Here is a 19,049-nt window from a genome sequence, read left to right on the forward strand (position 1 = left end):
CAGAGCGCGACTTCCGGCGCGCCTCGCCCGAACTTCGGGGCGCCAAATCGCCTCTGTGCCGCACAGGGCTGGACCCCGCAGCGCCTTCATCGTTCCCCGCGCCTGGGCGGCGTTTTCCCGAACCGGTCCTTCAGCCCGTACAGGCTGGGCAGCAGGTGCAGGCACCCCACCTTCTCGCGTTCGCACATGGCGCGCAGATAGCCGCCGGCCGAGCTCCTGATCTCGCCGTCCTTCCAGCGGGCCAGGATGGTGGTCAGGGCGACAGCGGCGCGGTTTCGGCCCATGGCCTCCCGCGCCTCGCGAACGGCCGACAGGTTGATCCCCATCAGGGGCGCGGCGCGGCCGACGGCGTCGACCAGGTCCTCCCACGCGGCGCCGGCCAGATCTTCCAGATAGTCGCCGACCTCGGGCACGGCCTCCAGCACCAGCGACAGCGGGATCACCTCGTCGCTGACCAGCGCCTCCACCCGCGAAGGTTCAACCGCCACCGAGGCGGATGTCGTTCGCGCCGACGGCTCGACTACCTCTCTCCGAAGAGATGGATACGTTGATCCTTCAGATCTTGGCTGGGTTGTAGGTTCTTTCTGGGCTTCGTCCACGACGCCCCTGGGCTTATATTGTCCGTCCTGACGGGCCCTGACCCAGGCCGCATCCACGGCGGCCAGCAGCGCCTGGAACGTCTCGTGCAGCGCCTCGAGCTCTCCGAGAGAGGGGGTCCGGGGAAGACGGCCCAGGGCGTGATCGACAGCGCCGTGCCAGTCGAAGCCGCCATAGCCGCGATGGAGCGCGTCGGCGCAGACAGTGCGGATCTCCCGCCGGATCTCGCCCAGCTTGCGCTTGAGGTGGCGACGTTGGGCCTGCTCGAGGCCGCGGGCGGCCGCCAGGTCGGCGAACTCGTCCCAGCGCACGGCCAGCGGCGCGAGATCAAAGCCGAAAGCCTCAACGATGTGGCCGCGCTCGTCGCGATAGCCCCAGCGCTTGCCGTTGCCGCTGTCCTTCATGTGGACCAGGCCCGCGCGCACCGCCGCGCGGATCAGGCCCTGGACGCAGCTTCGCGAGCGCTGCAGCTCTTCGCAAAGCGCATCGTTGGAGGGCCAGGCGATCGGCCGGGTGCGGCCGATCCAGTCCTGTTCGGCGGTGACTCGCACCAGGGCGCGCATCAGGCGCACGACCCCGTCGCCGAGCCCCAGCCGGGGCGCGGCCCGCTCGAAACGATCGAGCAGCATGGCCTTGGAGATGCCCTCCGGCAGGCCTTGGTAGGTGTCGGCGAGCTTGGCGGCCGCCCACTGGGCGTCCGCCAGACGGCGCACGTCACCGATCCCGTTCGAGACGGTCTGCATATCCTGCTCCTCCTTGGGGAGGCCGCAGGCGCACAAGTTCCCGTCGCGCGAACGCGCGTTTTTGGATTGCGGCGATGTCGGTGATTCGGTTAGAAAGAGCAGGACTTGAGAGCTCGGTCGGGGTTGGCGCCCCGTCTAGCGAATGACCTGGAGAGCCCGGCGCGTTTCGGCGAGCCGGGTTTTTCTATGCGCTCACGGCACGGTTCCTTTCCGATTGCCCCCGCTCGAAGTACTCCCGAAGCGCTTGCTCCAGAGCCGCCGTGCGGTTGTTGAACCCGCGCCCGTCCTTCATCGCATCGAGCCTGTCGATGAGATCCCTATCCACCAGCGCGTTCAGTTGTCCCTTGCCGCGCGCCCGGGCCTCGGCCCGGAGACGCTTCTGGTACTGCGCGTGATATTCGAGGTCGCGTGCGGTCGTCATGGCGCGGACGATAAGATCGCGATTCCGGCCACCGGAACTAATAAAGGTGAGCGCCCAATACCGGGGACGCGCGAATAAACGTCTTGAGTTGAAGAAGAATCGGACTCGCCGCCCGAGTCGCGACGCATCAGCGACCTCCCACGACTTCAGGCGGCAGGATCAGGTCTTTGTCGACCATGACCCGCACTGGGAAGCCCGGACGGATGCGCAAGGTCGGGGCGCGCTGCAGGTCGCGCTCGACCAGGCGCTGGCCGGTCTGGCTGGCCTGGGCGGCGATCCCGCCCGCGCCATCCTGCAGGACCAGGTTTTCGCTGCCGCGGGCGATGCTGTTCTGGGCCGCGGCCCCGCCGATCGAGATCAGGGTCGACAGGCCGATGGCCCGGGCCAGGACCGGCAGGTGGGTGTCGACCTTGTCCGTCAGGCCCGCCGTCCCGGTCGCGTCGGCCCCGGTCATGCCGGCCAGGTCCACCGAACGTCCCGATGGCCAGATCAGCCGTGTCCAGACCAGCAGCACCCGGTCCTGACCATAGCCGACCTGGCTGTCGTACTTGCCGATCAGCCGCGCGCCCTGCGGGATCAGCACCCGTCGGCCGGTGCGATGATCAAACACCGGTTCGGTGACCTGGGCGGTGACCAAGCCGGGGAGGTCGGAATTGAGGCCGGTGATCAAGGCGGCCGGAATGACGGTGCCGGCCTTGACCTCGTAGGGCGACAGCGCCGCCTGCGGCAGGCTGGGCGCATAGGTGGGACCGGCCGCGCCCGCGCGGGCGATGAACGCCTCCTTGGGACGAGACCCGTCGCCCGGCGTAGCGACCGGCGCCGCCGCGCCCAGCGAGAAATCCGCAGCGGCCGGCGCGGAGGCCTGGGCCGCGGGAGCCGGGGCCCCGCCGAAGAACGGCCCGGCCCGTCGCGCCGCCTCACGCTCGTCGGCCCGCTGGCGAGCGGCCGGGTCGGGTGGGGCGCCGGGGCCGGCCGGCCCGGTCGGCGAACCCGGCGCTTGGCCGCCGTCTAGAGTCCCAGAGGGACCCGACGCCGGGGCGGCGGGCGCGAACGGCGAGGCCTTGGGCGGGGGCAGATCGCCATAGGTCGCCGGCAGGCGCGCGTCGACTGGCGCCGTGGTGGCGGCCTCGGGACTGGCCTGAGGTTCGGCCGGCGCCCTGGCGGCCTTGCGGCCGCCGCCGAAGGCGATCAGAAACCCAATCCCGACCAGCAGCAGGACGCCCAGCACGCCCGAAAGGATCACCGCGGGTCGATAGCGGGCGATCGGCCGGCGCGGCGCATCGAGCACCGAGCGCGGGGCGGCCTTGGCCGAGGCCGACGCGTCCAGCTCCGCGGAACCATCGCCGTGGGCGGCTGGGCTCACCGGGCGCCGCCCTGGCGCGAGATGCGCACGATGCTCTGGCGGCCCTCGCCGATCCGCAGCTCGGCCCGATCGATCAGGCGGTCGACGACATAGAAGGTCCCGCTCTGGCGGTAGTTGACCAACTCGGCGCGGTCCTTGTCGCCCAGCAGAAAGAGCGGCGGAGCCTGGTCGGTCGCCAGATCGGCGGGGAACTCGATATAGGTCTTGGCCCCGTCGTCGAAGACCCGCACCGGGGTCCAGCGCGGCGGCCTCCGATCCTTGGGATCGATGCGGTAGCGGAAATTCAGGCGGTCGACGGCGACGTCGGCGGCGACGGCCGAGGCCTGTTGCTGGGCCAACACGCGCTCGGCGGCGGCGGCCTTGGCCAGGTCCTGCGGATAGTTCCAGCTCAGGACGGCGGTGTAGACCCCGCCGGCGTTGCTGACCGCATCGATCAGGTAGGTCCGCTGGTCGGTGGTCAGGACGATGTTGGTGCGCAGGTCCGGCCGGATCGGCTTGACGAACACCACCACCTGGGACGCCTCGCCGGCTCCGGCGCTGGTCTCGCCGATCACCCAGCGGACCGTGTCGCCGGCGGCCTTGGAGATCAGCTTCTCGCCGGGCTTGAGCGCGATGGTGGTCAGGAACCTTGGACTGGTGTGGACGGTGTAGAGCCGGCCGGGCTCGAAGTCGTAATAGAGCGCCGAATTGACGTAGGCCGCCGGGGTCGGCCAGTCGCGGGCCTGGGCGTTGGCCAGGGCGATGGTGGCCATCGGTCCGGACGCCTCGCGGCGAACCCGCCTCGGCGCCGCCCGGCGCCTGGGCTTCGGCGCGGCATGCGCGGCGGCTGTTCCCCCGCCCGAGGCGATCTGCTGGGTTTGCGCCGCCCGGATCGGCGCGGCCGGCGAGGGACCGGACTTGGCCGCTGGAGCGGGACCATCGGGCGCGGCCGGCGCCGACCCGGGGACCAGGCCCAGAAGGAGGGCGACCGCCAGGGCCGCGACGGACAGGCGCCAAGGCGCGACAGGGCCGCTCATAGGTCTCGACTCCACTGGAAGGCGGTGATGAAGACGCCCAGGGGGTTGGCGCGAAGCTGGGCCTCGTTGCGCGGCGGGGTGTGGGCGACGGTGAACAGCCCGGTCCAGCGCTGAGCGGGCAGGGCCGCGCCGTGATCGTAAACGGTCTCGCGCCACTGGACCTGGTAGGTGGTGGGACTGCGCGGCAACACCGAGACGATTTCGACCGTGGCGGCCTCGTCGCCGACCCGCGCGAAGGGATCGTGGTCGCGGGCGTGCTGGGTCAGGGTCGCCTTGGCGTCGCCCGAGACGAAGGCGTAGGCCCGCACCCAGTTTTGCCGCAGCACCACCGGGTCGGTGCTCTTGGCCCGCACCAGTTGCACGAAGTCGGCGACGAAATAGCCGGTCTCGGCCTGGCCTGGCCGATAGGTGCGGTCGGCCGGCTCGATCCGGCCGGGCCGGCCGTAGCGGTCGACCGGCACCACATAGGTGGCGATCTTGGTGTCCTGGCGCTCGTAGATGTAGGCCCCCAACGAGAGCGCCGCGAGACCGGCGCAAGCAAACGCCATCAGCCGCCAGTTGCGGGCCGCGGCCAGCTTGGCGCCGTCGCGGTCGTCATGAATTTGGCCGGCGCGCTGATAGGGCGTCTCGGTCGGCAAGGAGTCGCCGTAGCGCTCCTGGGCGCGGCGGAAGGCGGTGGACATCGACTAAGGCTCCGAGGCTCAAGGGTCTTCGGACGGCGGGTGGATTTGCGGCATGCCGATCGGCTGGCCGGCGGCGTCCTCGCGCCACGGCCGCGCGCCGCTGACCGCCCCGCCGCCACGCGATCGGCCACGGCGGCCTGGGCTGGGCGGCGGTGTCTGGCCGCCGCCGTCGCTCCCGCCTCCCTCGGCGGGCGCCGCCGGATCGGTCGAAGGTTGGGAGAACGAGGCCTTGGCCTTGGCCACCACGCTGGCCAGGCTCGGGGCGGCGCCGCCGGGCGGCGAGCCGCCCGAAGGCGGACTGGGGCTCGCCCCGCCACCCGAGGCGCCGCCGCCAGGCGGCCCCCCGCCGGAAGAGGGCGAGCCGCCGCCCGAGGGCCCACGGCCGCCACCCATGCCGCGCAGGCCGGCCGCGCCTCGGGCGGCGCTGGCCCCCGCGCCGGCCGCCATACCGCCCATCGCCCAGCGGCCCGCCAGGGCCAGGCCGCCGGCGGTGGCGGCCAGGCCCACGACGCTGGAGGCGGCCGATCCCGCGTTCAATTGCGGCGTCCCGGTGATCTGGGCGGCGGCGATCGCCGGGATCTTCAGAGCCAACATCAAAAAGACGATGGCCGCGACCAGCAGCCCGCAGCTCTCCTGCCAGGTCGGGTCTGGCGAGACGATGTAGCTGGAGAAGATCTGCTCGCCGATCGACACGACCATGGCCAGGGCCATCATCTTCACCCCCACGGCCGGCACGTAGGCGATCGCCCGTTCGGCCAGGAACGCGGTCTGGGTGAGGATCCCGAACGGCACCATCACGAATGAGATCAGGGTGACCACGTAGAACTCAATCACCGTGACGACGACTTCGACGCCCAGGAGCACGAAGGCCAGGATCACGCCGATGATGACGATGGCGGTGACCAAGATGGTGTCGATGTGGGTGAAGAAGCCCACCCCCATGCCTTCGCTGGCCAGCCGGCCGATGTACTTCAAAAGCTCGAAGGCCACGTCCAGGCCGTCCCAGACGATCTTGGACGGGGCGTTGAGAAAGTCGCTCAGGCTCATCCGACCGCCCCCGGCCTTGAGGCCCAGGGCGGTGAAGCCCTTGATCACCGTCAGGGTCAGGGGATGCCAGTTGCTGATCAGCCAGGCGAAGAAGCCGAACAGCAAGAGCTTTCGGATCAGCGCGGCCGGCACGTTGTCGTTTTCGTCGACGGCCCAGAGCAGCGCCGACAGGCCAAGGCTGATGACGATCAGGGCCGCGAAGGTCGTTCGCACGTCGCCGTTGATCAGGCCAAACCCCGCTCCGACCTGACTGGTGAAGCGCGCGAGGAAATCGTCGAGGGCGGAGGGGGAGGCTGTCTGCATCGGCGGCTAGTGGAGGTCGCGTTCGGACAGGCGGCCCGGTTTGCGCTGGACGTAGGCCACCGAGCAGGGGTCGTTCGTGTCGCGAATGTCCGGGTCGGGGCAGCGCTTTGGCTTGGCGGTCGGGGGCTTGGCCGCGACCTCGGCTGGGGCCTTGGCCGAACCTTGGCCGCAGGCCGCCAGGGCCAGGCACAGCGACAGGACAAGCCCGGGGGTGGTCTGAACTTTGGTCATTGCAGGACGTCTCCGGAGAAGCGAGGCGCGCCGCGGGTCACCGCCGAATTGCGCTGACGGTCGGCCTCGCTCTTAATGACGACGGCGCGCCGTTCGGCCTCCCAAGTTTCCGCCTGCCGCGCCTGGGTGATCATCAGGGTCTGCAGCTGGGTCAGCTGGGTGGAGAGCGCGGCCAGGAGTTGGTTGGTGGCCTGGATGGCCGCGGTCTGACCAGCGGCCGATTGGGAGGCGCCGACCGCCGAAGCCACCGCCTGGCCGGTCGCGCCCTGGGCCTGGACGATCTGGTTCTGAACGGCCATGGCGTCCTGCAGGGTCTGACGGCTGCTCTGGCTCCAGCTGGCCAGGCGCGCGGCCAGGTCGCGGGCCGACAGACCGCTCAGATCGTCCGGATAGAGGTCTGCGAAGCTCTGGCTGATATTGGCGGCCTGATAGCCCAGCCCCCGGGCCTGCTGCAGCAGCGTGGTGGCCTGGCCGGCGATGTCGCGCAACGGGCCGGTGACGTCCACGCCCAGGGTCTGCAGCATCCGCGCCTGGTTGGTCAGCTGGCTCTGCAGGGCCTGGATCTGCGACAGCCCGTTGGAGACGGTCTTGATCGCCTGGGCCACGGCGGCCGGATCGTAAACGGTGACCTGGGCGCGCGCCTGGCCGGCGGCGCCGGCGGTCCCAAGCCCAACACCCAGCGACAGGGCAAGGCTCAGGCCCGAACGCATCAGGCCGCGACGGGAGGGGATCATGGGCGAGGCTCCGAGATCGAGGTCGGGAAGGGCGGGTCCGATCGCGCGCCGGTCCAGTCCAGGACGAGGTCGGCCAGGCGATGGCGGACCAGGATCGCCGCCCCGATCAGGCCCAGGCCGACCAGCAGGAGGCGCGGGTCGCGCAGGGCCGGGGCCAGGACCATGGTCAGGACCATCCCCGGCGCCAGGGACAGGACAAAGGTCAGGCGCGCCAGGCGTCGCGCGCGCGCGGGGACCGCGGATCGCTCGACCGGGGCGGGTTCGGCCTCAAGGTCAGGCCGCATCGCGGGCCTCGTCGAGGAAGTCGCCGACCTCCGGCAAGCCCTTGGCCCGATAGAAGCCGGCGGCGAACCCCTCGGGTCCCGCCTGGCGCAGCACCTTGTCGATCAGCGACTGGTCACCGGGGCTGGCCGAGCCGACGGCGGCCAGGGCCACAGGGCCAAGGCCCAGCTCGAAGAGCCGGTCGCCCGCGGCGCTGTGATAATAGTATTCGCGCTTGGGCGCGGCGCCGGCGATGATCTCGATCTGTTGGTCGTTGAGCCCAAACCCGGCATAGGCCTTGGCCACCAGGGGCGTTCGGGCCTCGGGGTTGGGCAGGAAGATACGGGTAGGGCAGCCTTCCATCAGCGCGGGGGCGATGGGGCTGTCGGTGATGCTCGACAGCGACAGCGTGCTGAAGACGACGCAGACATTGAGCTTGCGCACCGTCCACAGCCACTCGCGGATCTTCTGGGCGAAGGCGGTCGACTCCAGGAACCGCCAGGCCTCGTCCAAGACGATCAGGGTCGGCCGGCCGTCGAACCCGCGCTCCAGGACGTGAAAGAGATAGGTCAGGACGGGGCCCAGGGCCGCGGGCGTCTCCATCAGGGCCCCCAGCTCGAAGGCCTGCCAGTCGCGCGCGGTCAGCCGCTCCTCTGCCGCGTCCAGCAGCCGGCCATGGGGCCCGTCCAGTGTGAAGGGCTTGAGCGCGGCCTTGACCGCGTGGTCCTGGACCGTGGCGGCCAGCACCGTCAGGGTGCGCTGCTCGGCCGGCCCCGAGGCGAGGTTGGCCAGGGCCGTCCACAGCTCGTCCTTAAGGGCGGGCGTGGCTACCACGCCGCCGGCGGCCAGCAGGTCCAGGAGCCAGTCCTGCGCCCAGATACGCTCTTCGTTCCGGTCGATCCGCGCTAGCGGTTGGAAGGCCGGCGCCTCGCCCCACGGGCCCAGGTCGTAGAAGCCGCCGCCGACCAGCAGACTGGCGGCGCGGCTGGAGCGGCCCTTGTCGAACATCACCACCCGCGCGCCGGGATAGCGCCGCCACTGCAGGGCCAGGGTGTTGAGCAGCACCGACTTGCCCGCGCCGGTGGGCCCGACCACGAAGGTGTGGCCGACATCGCCCTGGTGCAGGTCCAGGCGAAAGGGCGTGGTGGCGTTGGTGCGGGTGTGCATCAGCGGCGGCTGGACGCCCGGACGGCCTTGCTTTTCCAGCTCTTCGGTCAGGTGGGCGTTGACCAGCGGGCCTGGCCAGATGGCCGAAACCGGCAGCAGGTCGCAGAGATTGAGCGAGCTGACCATGGGCCGGCGCACATCGGCATAGGCCTGGCCGGGCAGGCCGCCGAGCCAGGCTTCGACCGCGTTGAGGTCCTCGACCTTGGTGACGAAGCCGGCGCGATTGATCACCGCGTCCACGGCCCGGACTTTGGCGGCCAGCCGGTCCGGGTCCGGGTCGGTCAGGGTCACGGTCGGGGTGACATAGCCCATGGCCGCCGCGTCGCTGCCCAGGATCGCCAGGGCCGCGTCGGCGTCCTGGGTCTTTTGCAGGGCGTCGGGATCCTCCAGCAGCGAGGGCTCGTGGGTGATGGCCTCCTTGAGGAGCGCCAGGACGCCCTTGCGCTTGGAGAACCAGCGCTTGCGCAGGGTGGTCACCGCCCGGCGCGCGTCCTCCTTGTCCAGCGGCAGGAAGCGGCAGACCCAGCGGTAGGAGAGGCCCAGCGCATTGAGCTGGTCGAGGAGTCCTGGCCAGGAGGCGGCCGGATAGGCCCGCACGGAAAGGGTGCGCAGATAGTGGTCGCCCAGGCGCGGATAGAGCCCGCCTTGGAAGTCGTCGTCGGTGAGCACCGCGTCCAGATAGATCGGGATCTGCGGCCGGGCCACGGGCTGGCGCTTGGTCGAGACGCAGGCGTGCAGATAGGTGAGGGTGGCCTCGTCATCGAGCGGAGCCACCAGCGGAAAGACCCCGGCCAGGATGTCGCGCACGGCCCCGACCGTGGCCTTGAATTCCTCCAGCGCCAGGCGATAGAGTGCGTCCGCACCCCGGCCCTGGGGGAGGTTTTCCACCAAGAGGCTCTCGGCCCGGCCGATGGCGTCGGCGGCCGGCAGGTAGGTGAAGGTCGCGAAATAGCGCGACTCGAAATGGGCCGACTCGGCTTCGAAAGCCGCGCGCCGCTCCTCGTCCATCAGGTGGCTTACGGGATCGGGAAAGACGCTGGCCGGATAGGAATTAGAGGGCGATCGCACCGCCTCCAGGTGCAGGCACCAGCGCGAACCAAACCGCCGCAGGGCGTTGTTGAGCTGGGCGCGCACGGCCATCAGCCCCGCGGGCGTGGCCGAGGCCAGGTCCGGCCCCCGAAACTCCAGGCTCGTCTGGAACGACCCGTCCTTGTTGAGCACGATCCCCGGCGCGATCAGCAGGGCCCAGGGGAGGTGGTCGCAAAGCCGGCTCGAGCGCGTGCGGTACTCGTTGAGGAACAGCATAAGCGCCTAGCCGTCGTAGTGGGTCGGCTGGCGCAGGTGCCGGCGCAGGATGTCAAAGACGTAGGGGTCGCGCTTGGCCATCCACAGCGCCGCGCCGTAAAGCACGGCGCCCAGCGGCAGGCCGATCCATGGCGCCTGCAGGCCCAGCGCCAGCACCGCAGTCAAGGTGCCGATCAGAACCGCGGTCATGCGCGGCACCCCCGCCAGGGTCACGGGCTCGGAGAGCGAGCCGTGGAAGTCGATCTCGTAGCCGTCCGGGGCGCCCATCAGATCGCCGCCCCGCCGGTGAAGCCCAGGAACCCCAGAAAGAAGGTCGAGGCGGAGAACGCGATGCACAGGGCGAACATCACCTGCATGCCCTTGCGCACCCACGAGCCGCCCTCGGAGATGGCCACCCCCAGGCCGGTGACGGCGATGGCGATCACCCCGATGGCCTTGGCCACCGGTCCGGTGATGGAGTCGGCGATCTGGGTCAGCCAGTTGTCCCAAGGCATGCCGCCGCCCGTTCCCCCGGCCCAGGCCGGCTCGAACACGAGCAGGGCCAGGGTCAGGCCGATCGCGAGGTTGGCGGCGGCTGAGCGCAAGCGGCGGTGGCGGCGTTGGGCGGAGATCATGGGCGCCTCGGGTTGAGTCGAACCGACCCTGGCAAACCCGTTATGGGGACGACAATTCCGAGGAAATGCGGGTGGCAGTCCTGCGGGTGCGGACTTCCACCCGCAGAGTCTCAGTGCTGAAGCTTGGCGCGTGGGCGGCGTTTTCGGGCGCGGGCGCGCAGGCCTCGTCCTGGACGCGCGGGGCGGCGTCCAGGACGAGGCCTGGCCGAGGATCTGGCGGGCAGGGCGGGTCGCTAGCCGCAGGGCGGAATGGGTTGATCGCCAGGGGCGGACCCGCCAGGAAGGGCCGGCGGCCGCTCGGATGGCGCGTCCTCCAGCGCGATCGGCGGAATTTCCCCGCGCTGGATGGCGATCGCCACCGCCTGCATGCGATTTCGTGCGCCCAGGCGCTTATAGGCGTCCGACAGGTACTGGTTCACCGTTCTGTAGGACAGGCCCAGGATGAACCCAATCTCGACGGCGGTATGACCTTTGCTTGCCAAGATCAGGCACTGGCGCAGGCGCGGTGACAATACATTGCTCACGAACTCTACTCCTAGCTGGCACGGAACCAGCCGGCGTCATGTTTCGTCGACAGCACTCAAAGCACAGGCCGTTCTCAAGCGGCGAACACTCCGCATGCCGGATTCTTCGCGAACGCCGGCAACACACGTCATAAAAGCGAGCTCTCGTCGCATCGGCGCGCGACGGGCTCACCCGTCATCGACCCTCTCAGGCCCATGGCGGGGTCGGCCGGTCCAAGTCGTTTCCTCAGATCTTGAAGGTCCAGGCCGGTGAGGGGCCGCCCTTGCGATCCCGCGCCCCAGGCGATGCAGGCGATCATGCCGTAGCTCCAGAGCGCCAGAACCGTCAGATAACCCGCCGCGCCAAGCCTCCCCTCGGCGGTGATGAAGGCCAGGTGCGCGCCGACCGTCAGGACCTGGAACGCCGCGGCGAGGACTGGCCAGAGCTTTTCAGATCCGAGGACGACGGCGACCGACACGCCCAGAACGACGGCGTCGATGGCGATCACCGCGCCCTGGGGTCCGGTCCAGGGTCGTTTCTCGACCGCCAGCGACGCCATGCAGGCGGCCAGATAGACCGCGCCCAGGACCTTCTCCTCCCAGCGCCCCCGAATAAGTGCGGCCACGCAGACCAGCACCATGGCGATGGCGAAGACGAGGGGAGACCAGGCGAACACGCGGCGATCGGCTCAGGCGGCCGCCTCGAGCGCGCCCTGCGGCGCGACGCCCTCCGGCTTGTGCAGGACGCCGGCGGCGAGCGTTTCGAAGCCGTACTCCTCGCGCAGGTCGGCCAGGCCCGCATGGGTGTCGAGCACGCTGCGGCGCGCGCGCTCCAATGCGGCCAGGGCCTCGGCGGCGCCGCCGATCACGCGTTGGCCGGCGATGGCCGGGAGCCGGTTGGCGATGCGCGCCTCGCACAGGGAGGTGATGAGCTTGGCCGTCTCGCCGAGCGTGCGATCGAGCGCGTCCTCAGCCGAAAACAGCTGCTTGGCGACGCGCGCCGTGGTCAAATTCTGCATTGAACCTACTCTGGTTGGGGCCTGCCCGGCCCGACGGGGGGTTGCCGTGGTCGCCCAGCATCCGATCGATCGAACGATTTAGGATGTAGCCCACGGCGGCGGCGCCGAGGGTGACGAGTCCCAAGATCATCGCGGCGATCGCAATGGCGACCAGTCTCCGGGCCGGGGACCGCAGACCCCGTCGCACCAGGCGGTCGGCCTTGGGCCGAAGCCGCTCGGATTGAGCTCCACCCATCCCGTCGTCGAGGGCCTGTGGGGCCTCGGGCGAGTTGGGGAGGGGGTCGTGATCACCGTCCCGAATGACAGCGCCAGTTGGTCGCGAGCCGCCGGCGCCAGCCACTGGCGATGATCCAAAGTCGAGATCATCCCGATCCCCCCGCGCCGCGGTGATATAGGCGATCACCGCCTCCTTGCGGCTGGCCACACCCAGCTTGCGGATGATCGTCTGCATGAAGGTGTCGACCGAAGCCGGCCGGATGCCGAGCAGGGGTCCGATCTGCTTTGAGGTCAGGTGCTGCGCGGCCAGGTCGAGCATTTGGCGCTCCCGGTCGGTGAGGCGCTCAATCATGCGATTTTCCGCCGGGGATAAGCCGAAACGCTACAACCATAGGTCCTATTGACCCTAGGCTGCACAGAGGGTCAAGGGTCGCGGAAAGCGCGTGTCCTGACAATTTGCCTTGGCGTGGCGACCAGGCGGTCAAACCTCACTAGGTTTAAGACCTCGAAGCTTTGCACCGGGGTTCGATCGACGCCCCCATGGCGGATGCGCGCGCCGCGTCGCGCTGCTGAATTTCAGTGGAATAGGCCGTTTCATCGTTTGCTGAAAACGCCATAGGCGGTGAAACTGTTGACAAGTTTCAGTATATGGCGCACTTTCAACGCATGTTGAAATACCCCGATCCAATGAAAACGGAGCAGGAGACGGTCGCCGCCCTGGCGGAGCTGATCGAACACGTCCCGATCGCCCGTCTCCAGAACGTGGCGCGCGAAGCCGCCATCGAAGACCGCGGCGTCGACGCGGTCTTCGATGTCGACGTCGCCGACCGTCACTACCGTCTGGTTTGCGAAGTGAAGAACGACGGCCATCCGCGCACCGCCCGCCTGGCGATCGACCAGCTGAAGCACTGGTCCCTGACCCGTCCCCGGGCCGAACTGGTGTTCATGGCGCCCTACATCTCCGAGCAGGCCCGCCAACTGTGCGTGGACGCCGGCGTCCACTACCTGGATCTCTACGGCAACTACCGGCTGGCGCTGGACAATCTTTTCATCGAGCGGTCGGTCGCCGACAAGCCGGCGGTGGAGCGCAGGGATCTGAAGTCCCTGTTCAAGCCCAAGTCCGCGCGCGTCCTGCGCTGGTTGCTCAAGGCGCCGGACCGCCCGGCGCGCCTGAAGGAAATCGCCGAGGGCGCGCGGGTCAGCCTGGGTCAGGTCCACAACGTCAAGGAAGGTCTGCTGGATCGCGAATGGGCCAGCACCACGGCCGACGGCCTGGTCCTGACCGATGCGGACGGGCTTCTCGACGCCTGGCGGGAGGCCTACGAGGCGCCCGGCCAATCGCGTCGCTACTACACGATCCATCACGGCGACGCGCTGCTGGCCAAGCTCAAGGCCCTGATGGCCCGCGACGGCGAAACGCCCAGGCTGGCCATGGCCTCCTACTCGGCGGCCAACTGGCTGGCGCCATACGGCCGCAGCGAGACCACCTACCTCTACGCCTGGCCCGACATCCTGTCGGAGCTGGAGGCGGCGCTTTCGCTCACCCAGACCGCCAAGGGGGCCAATGTGCTGGTCACCGTCCTGGACGACGAGGGCGTCCTGCTCGACGCGGTCAGGCCGGCCCCGCAGATCGTGACGACCTCGCCGGTCCAGACCTATCTCGACCTCAACGACAGCGGCGATCGCGGCCGCGAAGCCGCGGAGTTCCTCCGCCACCAGGAGCTCCAATGGCCAAGACCGTGATTGAAGACCATCCCCCCGCCTATGCCTACGACGACCGCACGATCAAGGCGGTCAAGTCCGTGCTGCTGGAAATTGGCCAGATCCTGGGCAGCTACCGCAACAAGTTCGTGGTCGTCGGCGGCGCTGTGCCCTGGTTGCTGCTCGACAACCCCCAGATGCGCCATATCGGCTCGCTCGACGTCGACCTGAGCCTGGATCCCATCGCCCTGGGCGACGGCGAATATGCCCAGCTCGTCGATGAACTCAGGAAGCACGGCTACGCGCACAACGAGGACCCGACGAAGAAATTCCAGATGATCCGCACGATCGAGGCCAATGACGAGGGCCCGCCGATCCAGATCGTCGTCGACTTCCTGATGCCGCGCGACGCCAAGTACGAAAAGAACGTTCCTCCGCTCGTGGAGGGGTTCGCCGTTCAGCGCGCGGACGGCGCCCGCTTGGCGATGGCGTTCAGCCAGGGCCTTCCCCTCGAGGGCGAAATGCCCAGGGGCGGCAAGAACCGCATCGAGATGAAGGTCGCTTCGATCCCGGCCCTGCTGGCGATGAAGGGCTTCGCCCTGAAGGGACGCCTGAAGGACAAGGACTCCTACGACATCTACTATTGCGTCAGGAACTATCCCGGCGGCGTCGAGGCCTTGGTCGCCGACTGCGCGCCGCTTCTCGAAGACCCCGAAGCGCTGACCGCCTACAAGATCATCGCCGAGAAGTTCCTCGAGCGCGATTATCATGGGCCCAAGAGCGTCGCGCGCTTCGCCGCCGAGGGGAAGATCCTGGACGATCGCGACGAGGACCAGTGGCAGACGGACGCCTTCGGACAGGTTAACGCCTGGCTTCGCGGTCTCGGGCTCGCCTGAGTGTCCCCGGCATCTCCGCGCCGCAGTCATGGCGAAGGCTGAACTCGCTGGCGGCCGCACGATCGGCCGTCGCGCGCCCGGCCGATGGTCACGGGCTGTGATGTTGCGCCACGACTTGCGCGGCCATGTCGATCCACAGGTGGCTGATCTGGATGGCGGCCAGGGCGCCGGCGCGGCCGTGGGTCGATTCCAACCGCATCAGAAACGGTTCGGGGCGGGCGACGCTGCGCAGGGTTTCGCTGTCGGTCCAGTCCAGGCCGGCGTCCGCGACGAGACCCGCCACCCAGTCGCCCATGCGTTCGACCCATTGATCGAGGGTGTCGGATTGCACGTAGGCGATCATCAGCGCCTCGTCGTGGGCGCCGCCGTGATGTCCCGCCTTGAAGCGCTGGATCCCGCCGGTCGTCGACATCGCGCTGTGCAGGTACTCGCGGGCGTCCCGGCGCGGGTCGGGCGGGACGGGGAGGCGCTTGCACTCGATCGGCAGCAGGCTGTCGTAGTGGGAGTGGGCGCGCCCCTCGATCCAGATCGTCGCCCCGCTGGGGGCGGGGACAAGATCGATCTTGCGGCCCCTATGCTGTTCGTCGGGCTCCTCGACGCGGAACTGCAGGATGTCCCAGCCCGGCGATAGTCGCGTTGCGCTGTTGAGGTGGGCGCACAGCTGTGAGGTCAGGATGGTCTCGGCGGTCTCGGGCCGCCGCTGCGGATGGTCCCGCCATTTGGGCAGTTCCTGGGCGATGAAGCCGATCAGATTGCGCCTGAATCCCGCGGGGCGCTGGACGTCCGGGGCGAAGGCGCCCGCGCCGATCGAGACCGGAGGACTGTCGGCCAGCACGCGTCAGAACCCCTGCAGGCGTAGATCGGCAAGCATCTCGTCGGCGTCCCGCAGGGCGACGGATCGCAGCCAGAACCTCAGGCGGTTGGGCTTCAGCATGAAGGTGAACCGGCCATCGTAGAGGCGGGCGACGCGGGTCACCGACAGGCTCTGGCCCCTCTGGGCGCGCAACAGCCCATCGACCTGGCCCGCCAGGGCGTCCGACCCCGACCAGTCGACGTCACCGGCGCCGAAGACGAACGGCTGGCAGACCACGCCCGGCCAATGGAAGGCGGGCAGCGCCTTGAACGGCTGGTCGGGATAGACCGTCTGGATTTGGCGGACGAAGACCTCGGCGAAGTCCCCCAGCCCGTCGTCGGCCGGCCGTCTCATCGCCGGGGCGTCGCTGCCCCGGCGCACAAAGTCGCGCATATACTTCACGATGTCCGCGCACAGCAGGGCTTCGTTGTCGCTCAGCTCGAGGTCTTCGCCTTCTGGGTACGGGATGGCCAGGACGTCGGCGCTGGCGATCGAGGTCGCGCGCCGATTGAACAGGCGGCCGCTGACGCCGGCGGCGTACGCGCGCAAGGCGACGTCGTTGCGGTCGATCCAGTGCTCGACCCCACGGAGCTTTTGCAGGTCGCGAACCGGAGCGGCGAAACCGACGATCTCGTCCTTGAAGGTCAGATAGCCCTGCTCGCGGACGCCGCGGAAGAGGTCCTGGTGTTCCTTGATCAGCAGCAGGGGGGCGGTGAAGCGGCGCGCCGATTTCGGGTCCTTGATCTTCTGGGCCGGAACCGTGGTGACGGCGGCCTCGTCCAGACCGTCGGCCGACAGCGCCCTGGTCGGCAGCAAGGGTTTGCCGATCAGGTGATCCGCCGGCCGGTCGATGCCCTTCTGGCCCGCGATGAAGCCTTCGCCATAGTCCCAGCCTTCGGCCTCGGCATAGTCGCCCAGCGTCCGCAAGCCGCGCAGGCGTTGCACGAAGCTCAGAACCCGGGGGCCGCCCAGGAGGTTGGCGCGCCAGACGTCGGCGCTCTCGCCGATCGCGCCGCGCGGCAGCCAGTGCATGTCATAGTAGTCGATTTCGAAGCCCTGCTCGGCCTCCGCTCGACCGTTGCGGCGAAAGACGGCGTGGAGAAGCGTTCGGTCGGGCTCGGGCGCGGCGCTTTCGGCCACGGCGATGACGATCTTGGGGTCGGCCTCGCCTTTCTTGAACAGGCCCCGGACGGACACGAAGTCGAGGACCTCGCGCACGTTCCAGCTTGCGAAATAACGGGCGCGGAAAGGCCCCGCGAGCTGGTTGTAGAGGAAGCCCGACGGCTGGATCATGCTGATCAGCCCGCCAGGCGCCAGCATCGCCGTGGCCTCATGCAGGAACAGATAGGCCAGCTGCTTGTCGGCGAGGTCGCCATGTTCGGCCTGGTAGGCCTCGTAGCTGCGCTGGGCCGCCGTCGTGGTCATCGCCGACTCGAACGGCGGATTGCCGAGGATCACCCCGACGGGCGCGCCAACCAAGCCCTCTTCCTTGGCCTGGAAGAAGCACCTGTGATGCAGGGAGACGCCGCCCAGGCGTGGAAACAGCTTCACGCTAGAGCGGATTTCCGCCGGTTCGAGCGCGTCGCAGAGCGCCAGGCACAGACTGAACGCGGCCAGTTCCACCGCGCCCTTCTCAAGGTCGACGCCATGAACCCGGCCCAGCAGAGCGCGCAGCTGGTCCACGCCTGGCCGCTCCCAATCGTTTCGGCTGCGCCAGTAAAGGACGAGGCGCTTGTAGGCCTCCACCAGGAAGACCCCCGAACCGCAGGCCGGGTCGAGGATCACCTGGTCGGTGGCCAGGAGGCGCTCTATGCGCTCCCAGCTGAGCGCCTCGTCCAGCATGAGCCGGACCAGCATGGGCGGGGTGTAGACCGAGCTGTCGGCGTCCGTGACGAAGAGCTGGTAGATATGGCTGATCAGCTCGACCGGCAGGTCGCGGAACGAGTAGAGCCGCCAGAAGCTGAGCTGTCCGCCGGGGGCCTCGTGGCCCTCGACGAGGCGGGCGAAACGCTCAAGGTCGCCGCTGCCGCGCAGGGCGGTCTCTTCGGCCGCCGTGAGCGAGAAGATGTTGCCGTTGAAGCGCGCCTCCAGCTCCTTCAGCATCGCGATCAGGGCCGGCGCCTGGCGCAGCACCTCGAAGAAACGCGTCGCCTGGGGCTGGAAGTCGCCGAAGAACGCCGGACGCAGGACGTCGCGTTCCTCGAGATAGGCGATGAGCAGGGACAGGATCAGCAGACGCCGACGCAGCTCGACCGGCAGGATCGACTGGGCGATCAGCTCGGCGTTCAGCGCCCGCACCGCGTCCACAAGCTTGCGATGGGCGGCCTTCTGGGCCGACAGCATCAGGTGACAGATCGCCGGATCGTCCCAGAGCGTGCCGTTGCGCAACTGGGCCGCGTCCCACCAGGCTTCGGCCCGGGCGATGCGGCCCGCCAGGTCGAGCGTTCGAAAGGGCTTGCAGACCATACGGCCGTCGGCCGCCATGAAGTCGGGATCGTGCGCGCAGCGGAACAGCTGCACCGCGCCGCCGACCTTGCGGTAGACGAGCGGCACGCCGCCCCAGCTCCACAGGCGTTTGTGAAGCTCGGCGAAGGCGTCGTCGCCTCCGGGCTCGGAAATGAAGATGAAGGCTTGCGCCACCGGCGCGCGTCCGTTGCGTCCCGCCTCGAAGAACACCGCGGCCGCCCCATACTGGGCGGCGCGTTCGACGGCGGCGACTTCCTCGGGCGTTCGACCCGTGGCCTTGAACCCGGCCACCGGCGTCAAGCCGTCGATGGCCGGCAGATGGTCGATCGCCAGGTCGAACAGCCAGTGTCCGCTCGGCGTCTCGGTGGAAAAGAGGTCGGCCGTCATGTCCCGGCGTCCCAGGGCCTTGGGGATGGCGCGATGATCATCGCCCACCTCGGACCGGCACCGGCGGAAACTGCAGGCTCGGCTGCACCGCTTCGGGTTCCACATCGACCAGACGGGCGCGCAACCGCTCGACCAGCGGCCGGCATGGCGCCGACAGGATGAGGCCTTCGCCAAGATCGCGGCGCGGATCGCTGGCTTGAAGGAGTTTGACGCCCGTGGCGTCGAAGACCGCGACGCAGGTCTCGAGCATCATCCACGAACAACCGTGGCACGCTTGAACCAGCGAATCGAACGAAGATGCCAAGGCGTTGGGGCGAACGCCGTATTGCGCCACCAGGTCCGAGATCAGCGCCAGGGCGACGACGTCGCCCGGCGTGAAGCTCGGCGCATGGCCCTTGTGCCGCGCCAGGGCGGGGATGTGTTCGCGCCACCGACGCAGGGTCTCGAACTGTATCTCGAGAAGACTTCGGACTTGGCCCTGGGTGAACAGCATGTGCACCGGTACGCGCGACACCTAGCCAGG

General features: G+C 69.2%; 21 protein-coding genes. 2 read left to right on the top strand and 19 right to left on the bottom strand.

The genetic code is table 11. The features are described from left to right. Positions 1-86 precede the first annotated feature (86 nt). From repC to AC1RJ9_RS19115, 16 genes are all read right to left on the bottom strand, one after another. Positions 87-1,340, bottom strand: coding sequence for a plasmid replication protein RepC (repC, locus tag AC1RJ9_RS19040; RefSeq protein ID WP_492086222.1), 1,254 nt, complete (start codon positions 1,338-1,340; stop codon positions 87-89). Between the two features lie 184 nt (positions 1,341-1,524). Continuing rightward, positions 1,525-1,761 (bottom strand): ribbon-helix-helix protein, CopG family, encoded by a 237-nt coding sequence (locus tag AC1RJ9_RS19045; RefSeq protein ID WP_492086221.1) that lies wholly within the window; start codon positions 1,759-1,761, stop codon positions 1,525-1,527. A gap of 127 nt (positions 1,762-1,888) precedes the next feature. Next, the gene (locus tag AC1RJ9_RS19050; RefSeq protein WP_492086220.1) at positions 1,889-3,124 is read right to left on the bottom strand and encodes a TraB/TrbI/VirB10 family type IV secretion system protein; all 1,236 of its coding nucleotides are present in this window, start codon (positions 3,122-3,124) and stop codon (positions 1,889-1,891) included. Further along, positions 3,121-4,140 (bottom strand): P-type conjugative transfer protein TrbG, encoded by a 1,020-nt coding sequence (gene trbG, locus AC1RJ9_RS19055; RefSeq protein ID WP_492086219.1) that lies wholly within the window; start codon positions 4,138-4,140, stop codon positions 3,121-3,123. The genes AC1RJ9_RS19050 and trbG overlap by 4 nt, the downstream gene beginning before the upstream one ends. After that, entirely contained in the window at positions 4,137-4,823 is a 687-nt protein-coding gene (gene trbF / locus AC1RJ9_RS19060) for a conjugal transfer protein TrbF (RefSeq protein ID WP_492086218.1), read from the bottom strand. The genes trbG and trbF overlap by 4 nt, the downstream gene beginning before the upstream one ends. Before the next feature lie 18 nt (positions 4,824-4,841). Then, positions 4,842-6,173 carry a P-type conjugative transfer protein TrbL gene (gene trbL / locus AC1RJ9_RS19065; RefSeq protein ID WP_492086217.1) on the bottom strand — a complete coding sequence of 444 codons (1,332 nt, stop codon included), beginning with the start codon at positions 6,171-6,173 and terminating at the stop codon, positions 4,842-4,844. A gap of 6 nt (positions 6,174-6,179) precedes the next feature. Next, on the bottom strand, positions 6,180-6,404 hold the full coding sequence (locus AC1RJ9_RS19070) for a hypothetical protein (RefSeq protein ID WP_492086216.1): 225 nt from the start codon (positions 6,402-6,404) through the stop codon (positions 6,180-6,182). Next, positions 6,401-7,138: a TrbJ/VirB5 family protein gene (locus AC1RJ9_RS19075; RefSeq protein ID WP_492086215.1), complete on the bottom strand. Its 738-nt coding sequence runs from the start codon at positions 7,136-7,138 to the stop codon at positions 6,401-6,403. The genes AC1RJ9_RS19070 and AC1RJ9_RS19075 overlap by 4 nt, the downstream gene beginning before the upstream one ends. Continuing rightward, positions 7,135-7,422, bottom strand: a complete 288-nt coding sequence (locus AC1RJ9_RS19080; RefSeq protein WP_492086214.1) for a hypothetical protein — start codon at positions 7,420-7,422, stop codon at positions 7,135-7,137. Before AC1RJ9_RS19080 ends, AC1RJ9_RS19075 begins: the two co-directional genes overlap by 4 nt. After that, entirely contained in the window at positions 7,412-9,871 is a 2,460-nt protein-coding gene (gene trbE, locus AC1RJ9_RS19085; RefSeq protein WP_492086213.1) for a conjugal transfer protein TrbE, read from the bottom strand. The genes AC1RJ9_RS19080 and trbE overlap by 11 nt, the downstream gene beginning before the upstream one ends. A 6-nt stretch (positions 9,872-9,877) precedes the next feature. Then, complete coding sequence (locus tag AC1RJ9_RS19090; protein ID WP_492086212.1) at positions 9,878-10,138, bottom strand: VirB3 family type IV secretion system protein; 261 nt, start codon at positions 10,136-10,138, stop codon at positions 9,878-9,880. Further along, on the bottom strand, positions 10,138-10,485 hold the full coding sequence (locus AC1RJ9_RS19095) for a TrbC/VirB2 family type IV secretion system protein (RefSeq protein ID WP_492086211.1): 348 nt from the start codon (positions 10,483-10,485) through the stop codon (positions 10,138-10,140). Before AC1RJ9_RS19095 ends, AC1RJ9_RS19090 begins: the two co-directional genes overlap by 1 nt. A 233-nt stretch (positions 10,486-10,718) precedes the next feature. Continuing rightward, positions 10,719-11,009 carry a helix-turn-helix domain-containing protein gene (locus tag AC1RJ9_RS19100; protein ID WP_492086210.1) on the bottom strand — a complete coding sequence of 97 codons (291 nt, stop codon included), beginning with the start codon at positions 11,007-11,009 and terminating at the stop codon, positions 10,719-10,721. A 128-nt stretch (positions 11,010-11,137) separates the two neighbouring features. Then, positions 11,138-11,665, bottom strand: coding sequence for a hypothetical protein (locus AC1RJ9_RS19105; RefSeq protein WP_492086209.1), 528 nt, complete (start codon positions 11,663-11,665; stop codon positions 11,138-11,140). 12 nt (positions 11,666-11,677) lie between these two features. After that, positions 11,678-12,007: a hypothetical protein gene (locus AC1RJ9_RS19110; protein ID WP_492086208.1), complete on the bottom strand. Its 330-nt coding sequence runs from the start codon at positions 12,005-12,007 to the stop codon at positions 11,678-11,680. Next, positions 11,958-12,575 (bottom strand): LuxR C-terminal-related transcriptional regulator, encoded by a 618-nt coding sequence (locus AC1RJ9_RS19115; protein WP_492086207.1) that lies wholly within the window; start codon positions 12,573-12,575, stop codon positions 11,958-11,960. The genes AC1RJ9_RS19110 and AC1RJ9_RS19115 overlap by 50 nt, the downstream gene beginning before the upstream one ends. A gap of 335 nt (positions 12,576-12,910) precedes the next feature. Here AC1RJ9_RS19115 and AC1RJ9_RS19120 point away from each other — a divergent pair, with 335 nt between their 5' ends. Both AC1RJ9_RS19120 and AC1RJ9_RS19125 read left to right on the top strand, forming a co-directional pair. After that, entirely contained in the window at positions 12,911-13,966 is a 1,056-nt protein-coding gene (locus AC1RJ9_RS19120; protein WP_492086206.1) for a type IV toxin-antitoxin system AbiEi family antitoxin, read from the top strand. Then, positions 13,951-14,820: a hypothetical protein gene (locus AC1RJ9_RS19125; protein WP_492086205.1), complete on the top strand. Its 870-nt coding sequence runs from the start codon at positions 13,951-13,953 to the stop codon at positions 14,818-14,820. Before AC1RJ9_RS19120 ends, AC1RJ9_RS19125 begins: the two co-directional genes overlap by 16 nt. Positions 14,821-14,908: 88 nt before the next feature. On the opposite strand, the gene AC1RJ9_RS19130 is transcribed toward AC1RJ9_RS19125, so the two are convergent. Genes AC1RJ9_RS19130 through AC1RJ9_RS19140 form a run of 3 tightly spaced genes read right to left on the bottom strand, consistent with a single transcriptional unit; the run spans position 14,909 to position 19,040 of the window. Then, entirely contained in the window at positions 14,909-15,655 is a 747-nt protein-coding gene (locus AC1RJ9_RS19130; RefSeq protein WP_492086204.1) for a hypothetical protein, read from the bottom strand. A 3-nt stretch (positions 15,656-15,658) separates the two neighbouring features. Further along, positions 15,659-18,526 (bottom strand): Eco57I restriction-modification methylase domain-containing protein, encoded by a 2,868-nt coding sequence (locus tag AC1RJ9_RS19135; RefSeq protein ID WP_492086203.1) that lies wholly within the window; start codon positions 18,524-18,526, stop codon positions 15,659-15,661. Between the two features lie 37 nt (positions 18,527-18,563). Then, a complete protein-coding gene (locus tag AC1RJ9_RS19140; RefSeq protein WP_492086202.1) occupies positions 18,564-19,040 on the bottom strand; it encodes a hypothetical protein in 477 nt (158 codons plus the stop codon). Positions 19,041-19,049: the final 9 nt, after the last annotated feature.

Source organism: Caulobacter sp. GW822-FHT07D08 (genome assembly GCF_058798735.1).

Excerpts from the sequence above, each read along its gene's own strand:
- trbE (WP_492086213.1), bottom strand. The coding sequence starts at position 9,871 with ATGCTGTTCCTCAACGAGTACCGCACGCGCTCGAGCCGGCTTTGCGAC.
- AC1RJ9_RS19115 (WP_492086207.1), bottom strand. The coding sequence starts at position 12,575 with ATGATTGAGCGCCTCACCGACCGGGAGCGCCAAATGCTCGACCTGGCC.
- repC (WP_492086222.1), bottom strand. The coding sequence starts at position 1,340 with ATGCAGACCGTCTCGAACGGGATCGGTGACGTGCGCCGTCTGGCGGAC.
- AC1RJ9_RS19090 (WP_492086212.1), bottom strand. The coding sequence starts at position 10,138 with ATGGGCGCCCCGGACGGCTACGAGATCGACTTCCACGGCTCGCTCTCC.
- AC1RJ9_RS19070 (WP_492086216.1), bottom strand. The coding sequence starts at position 6,404 with ATGACCAAAGTTCAGACCACCCCCGGGCTTGTCCTGTCGCTGTGCCTG.
- AC1RJ9_RS19125 (WP_492086205.1), top strand. The coding sequence starts at position 13,951 with ATGGCCAAGACCGTGATTGAAGACCATCCCCCCGCCTATGCCTACGAC.
- AC1RJ9_RS19135 (WP_492086203.1), bottom strand. The coding sequence starts at position 18,526 with ATGACGGCCGACCTCTTTTCCACCGAGACGCCGAGCGGACACTGGCTG.
- AC1RJ9_RS19095 (WP_492086211.1), bottom strand. The coding sequence starts at position 10,485 with ATGATCTCCGCCCAACGCCGCCACCGCCGCTTGCGCTCAGCCGCCGCC.
- trbG (WP_492086219.1), bottom strand. The coding sequence starts at position 4,140 with ATGAGCGGCCCTGTCGCGCCTTGGCGCCTGTCCGTCGCGGCCCTGGCG.
- AC1RJ9_RS19080 (WP_492086214.1), bottom strand. The coding sequence starts at position 7,422 with ATGCGGCCTGACCTTGAGGCCGAACCCGCCCCGGTCGAGCGATCCGCG.
- AC1RJ9_RS19075 (WP_492086215.1), bottom strand. The coding sequence starts at position 7,138 with ATGATCCCCTCCCGTCGCGGCCTGATGCGTTCGGGCCTGAGCCTTGCC.
- trbF (WP_492086218.1), bottom strand. The coding sequence starts at position 4,823 with ATGTCCACCGCCTTCCGCCGCGCCCAGGAGCGCTACGGCGACTCCTTG.
- AC1RJ9_RS19110 (WP_492086208.1), bottom strand. The coding sequence starts at position 12,007 with ATGCAGAATTTGACCACGGCGCGCGTCGCCAAGCAGCTGTTTTCGGCT.
- AC1RJ9_RS19120 (WP_492086206.1), top strand. The coding sequence starts at position 12,911 with ATGAAAACGGAGCAGGAGACGGTCGCCGCCCTGGCGGAGCTGATCGAA.
- trbL (WP_492086217.1), bottom strand. The coding sequence starts at position 6,173 with ATGCAGACAGCCTCCCCCTCCGCCCTCGACGATTTCCTCGCGCGCTTC.
- AC1RJ9_RS19045 (WP_492086221.1), bottom strand. The coding sequence starts at position 1,761 with ATGACGACCGCACGCGACCTCGAATATCACGCGCAGTACCAGAAGCGT.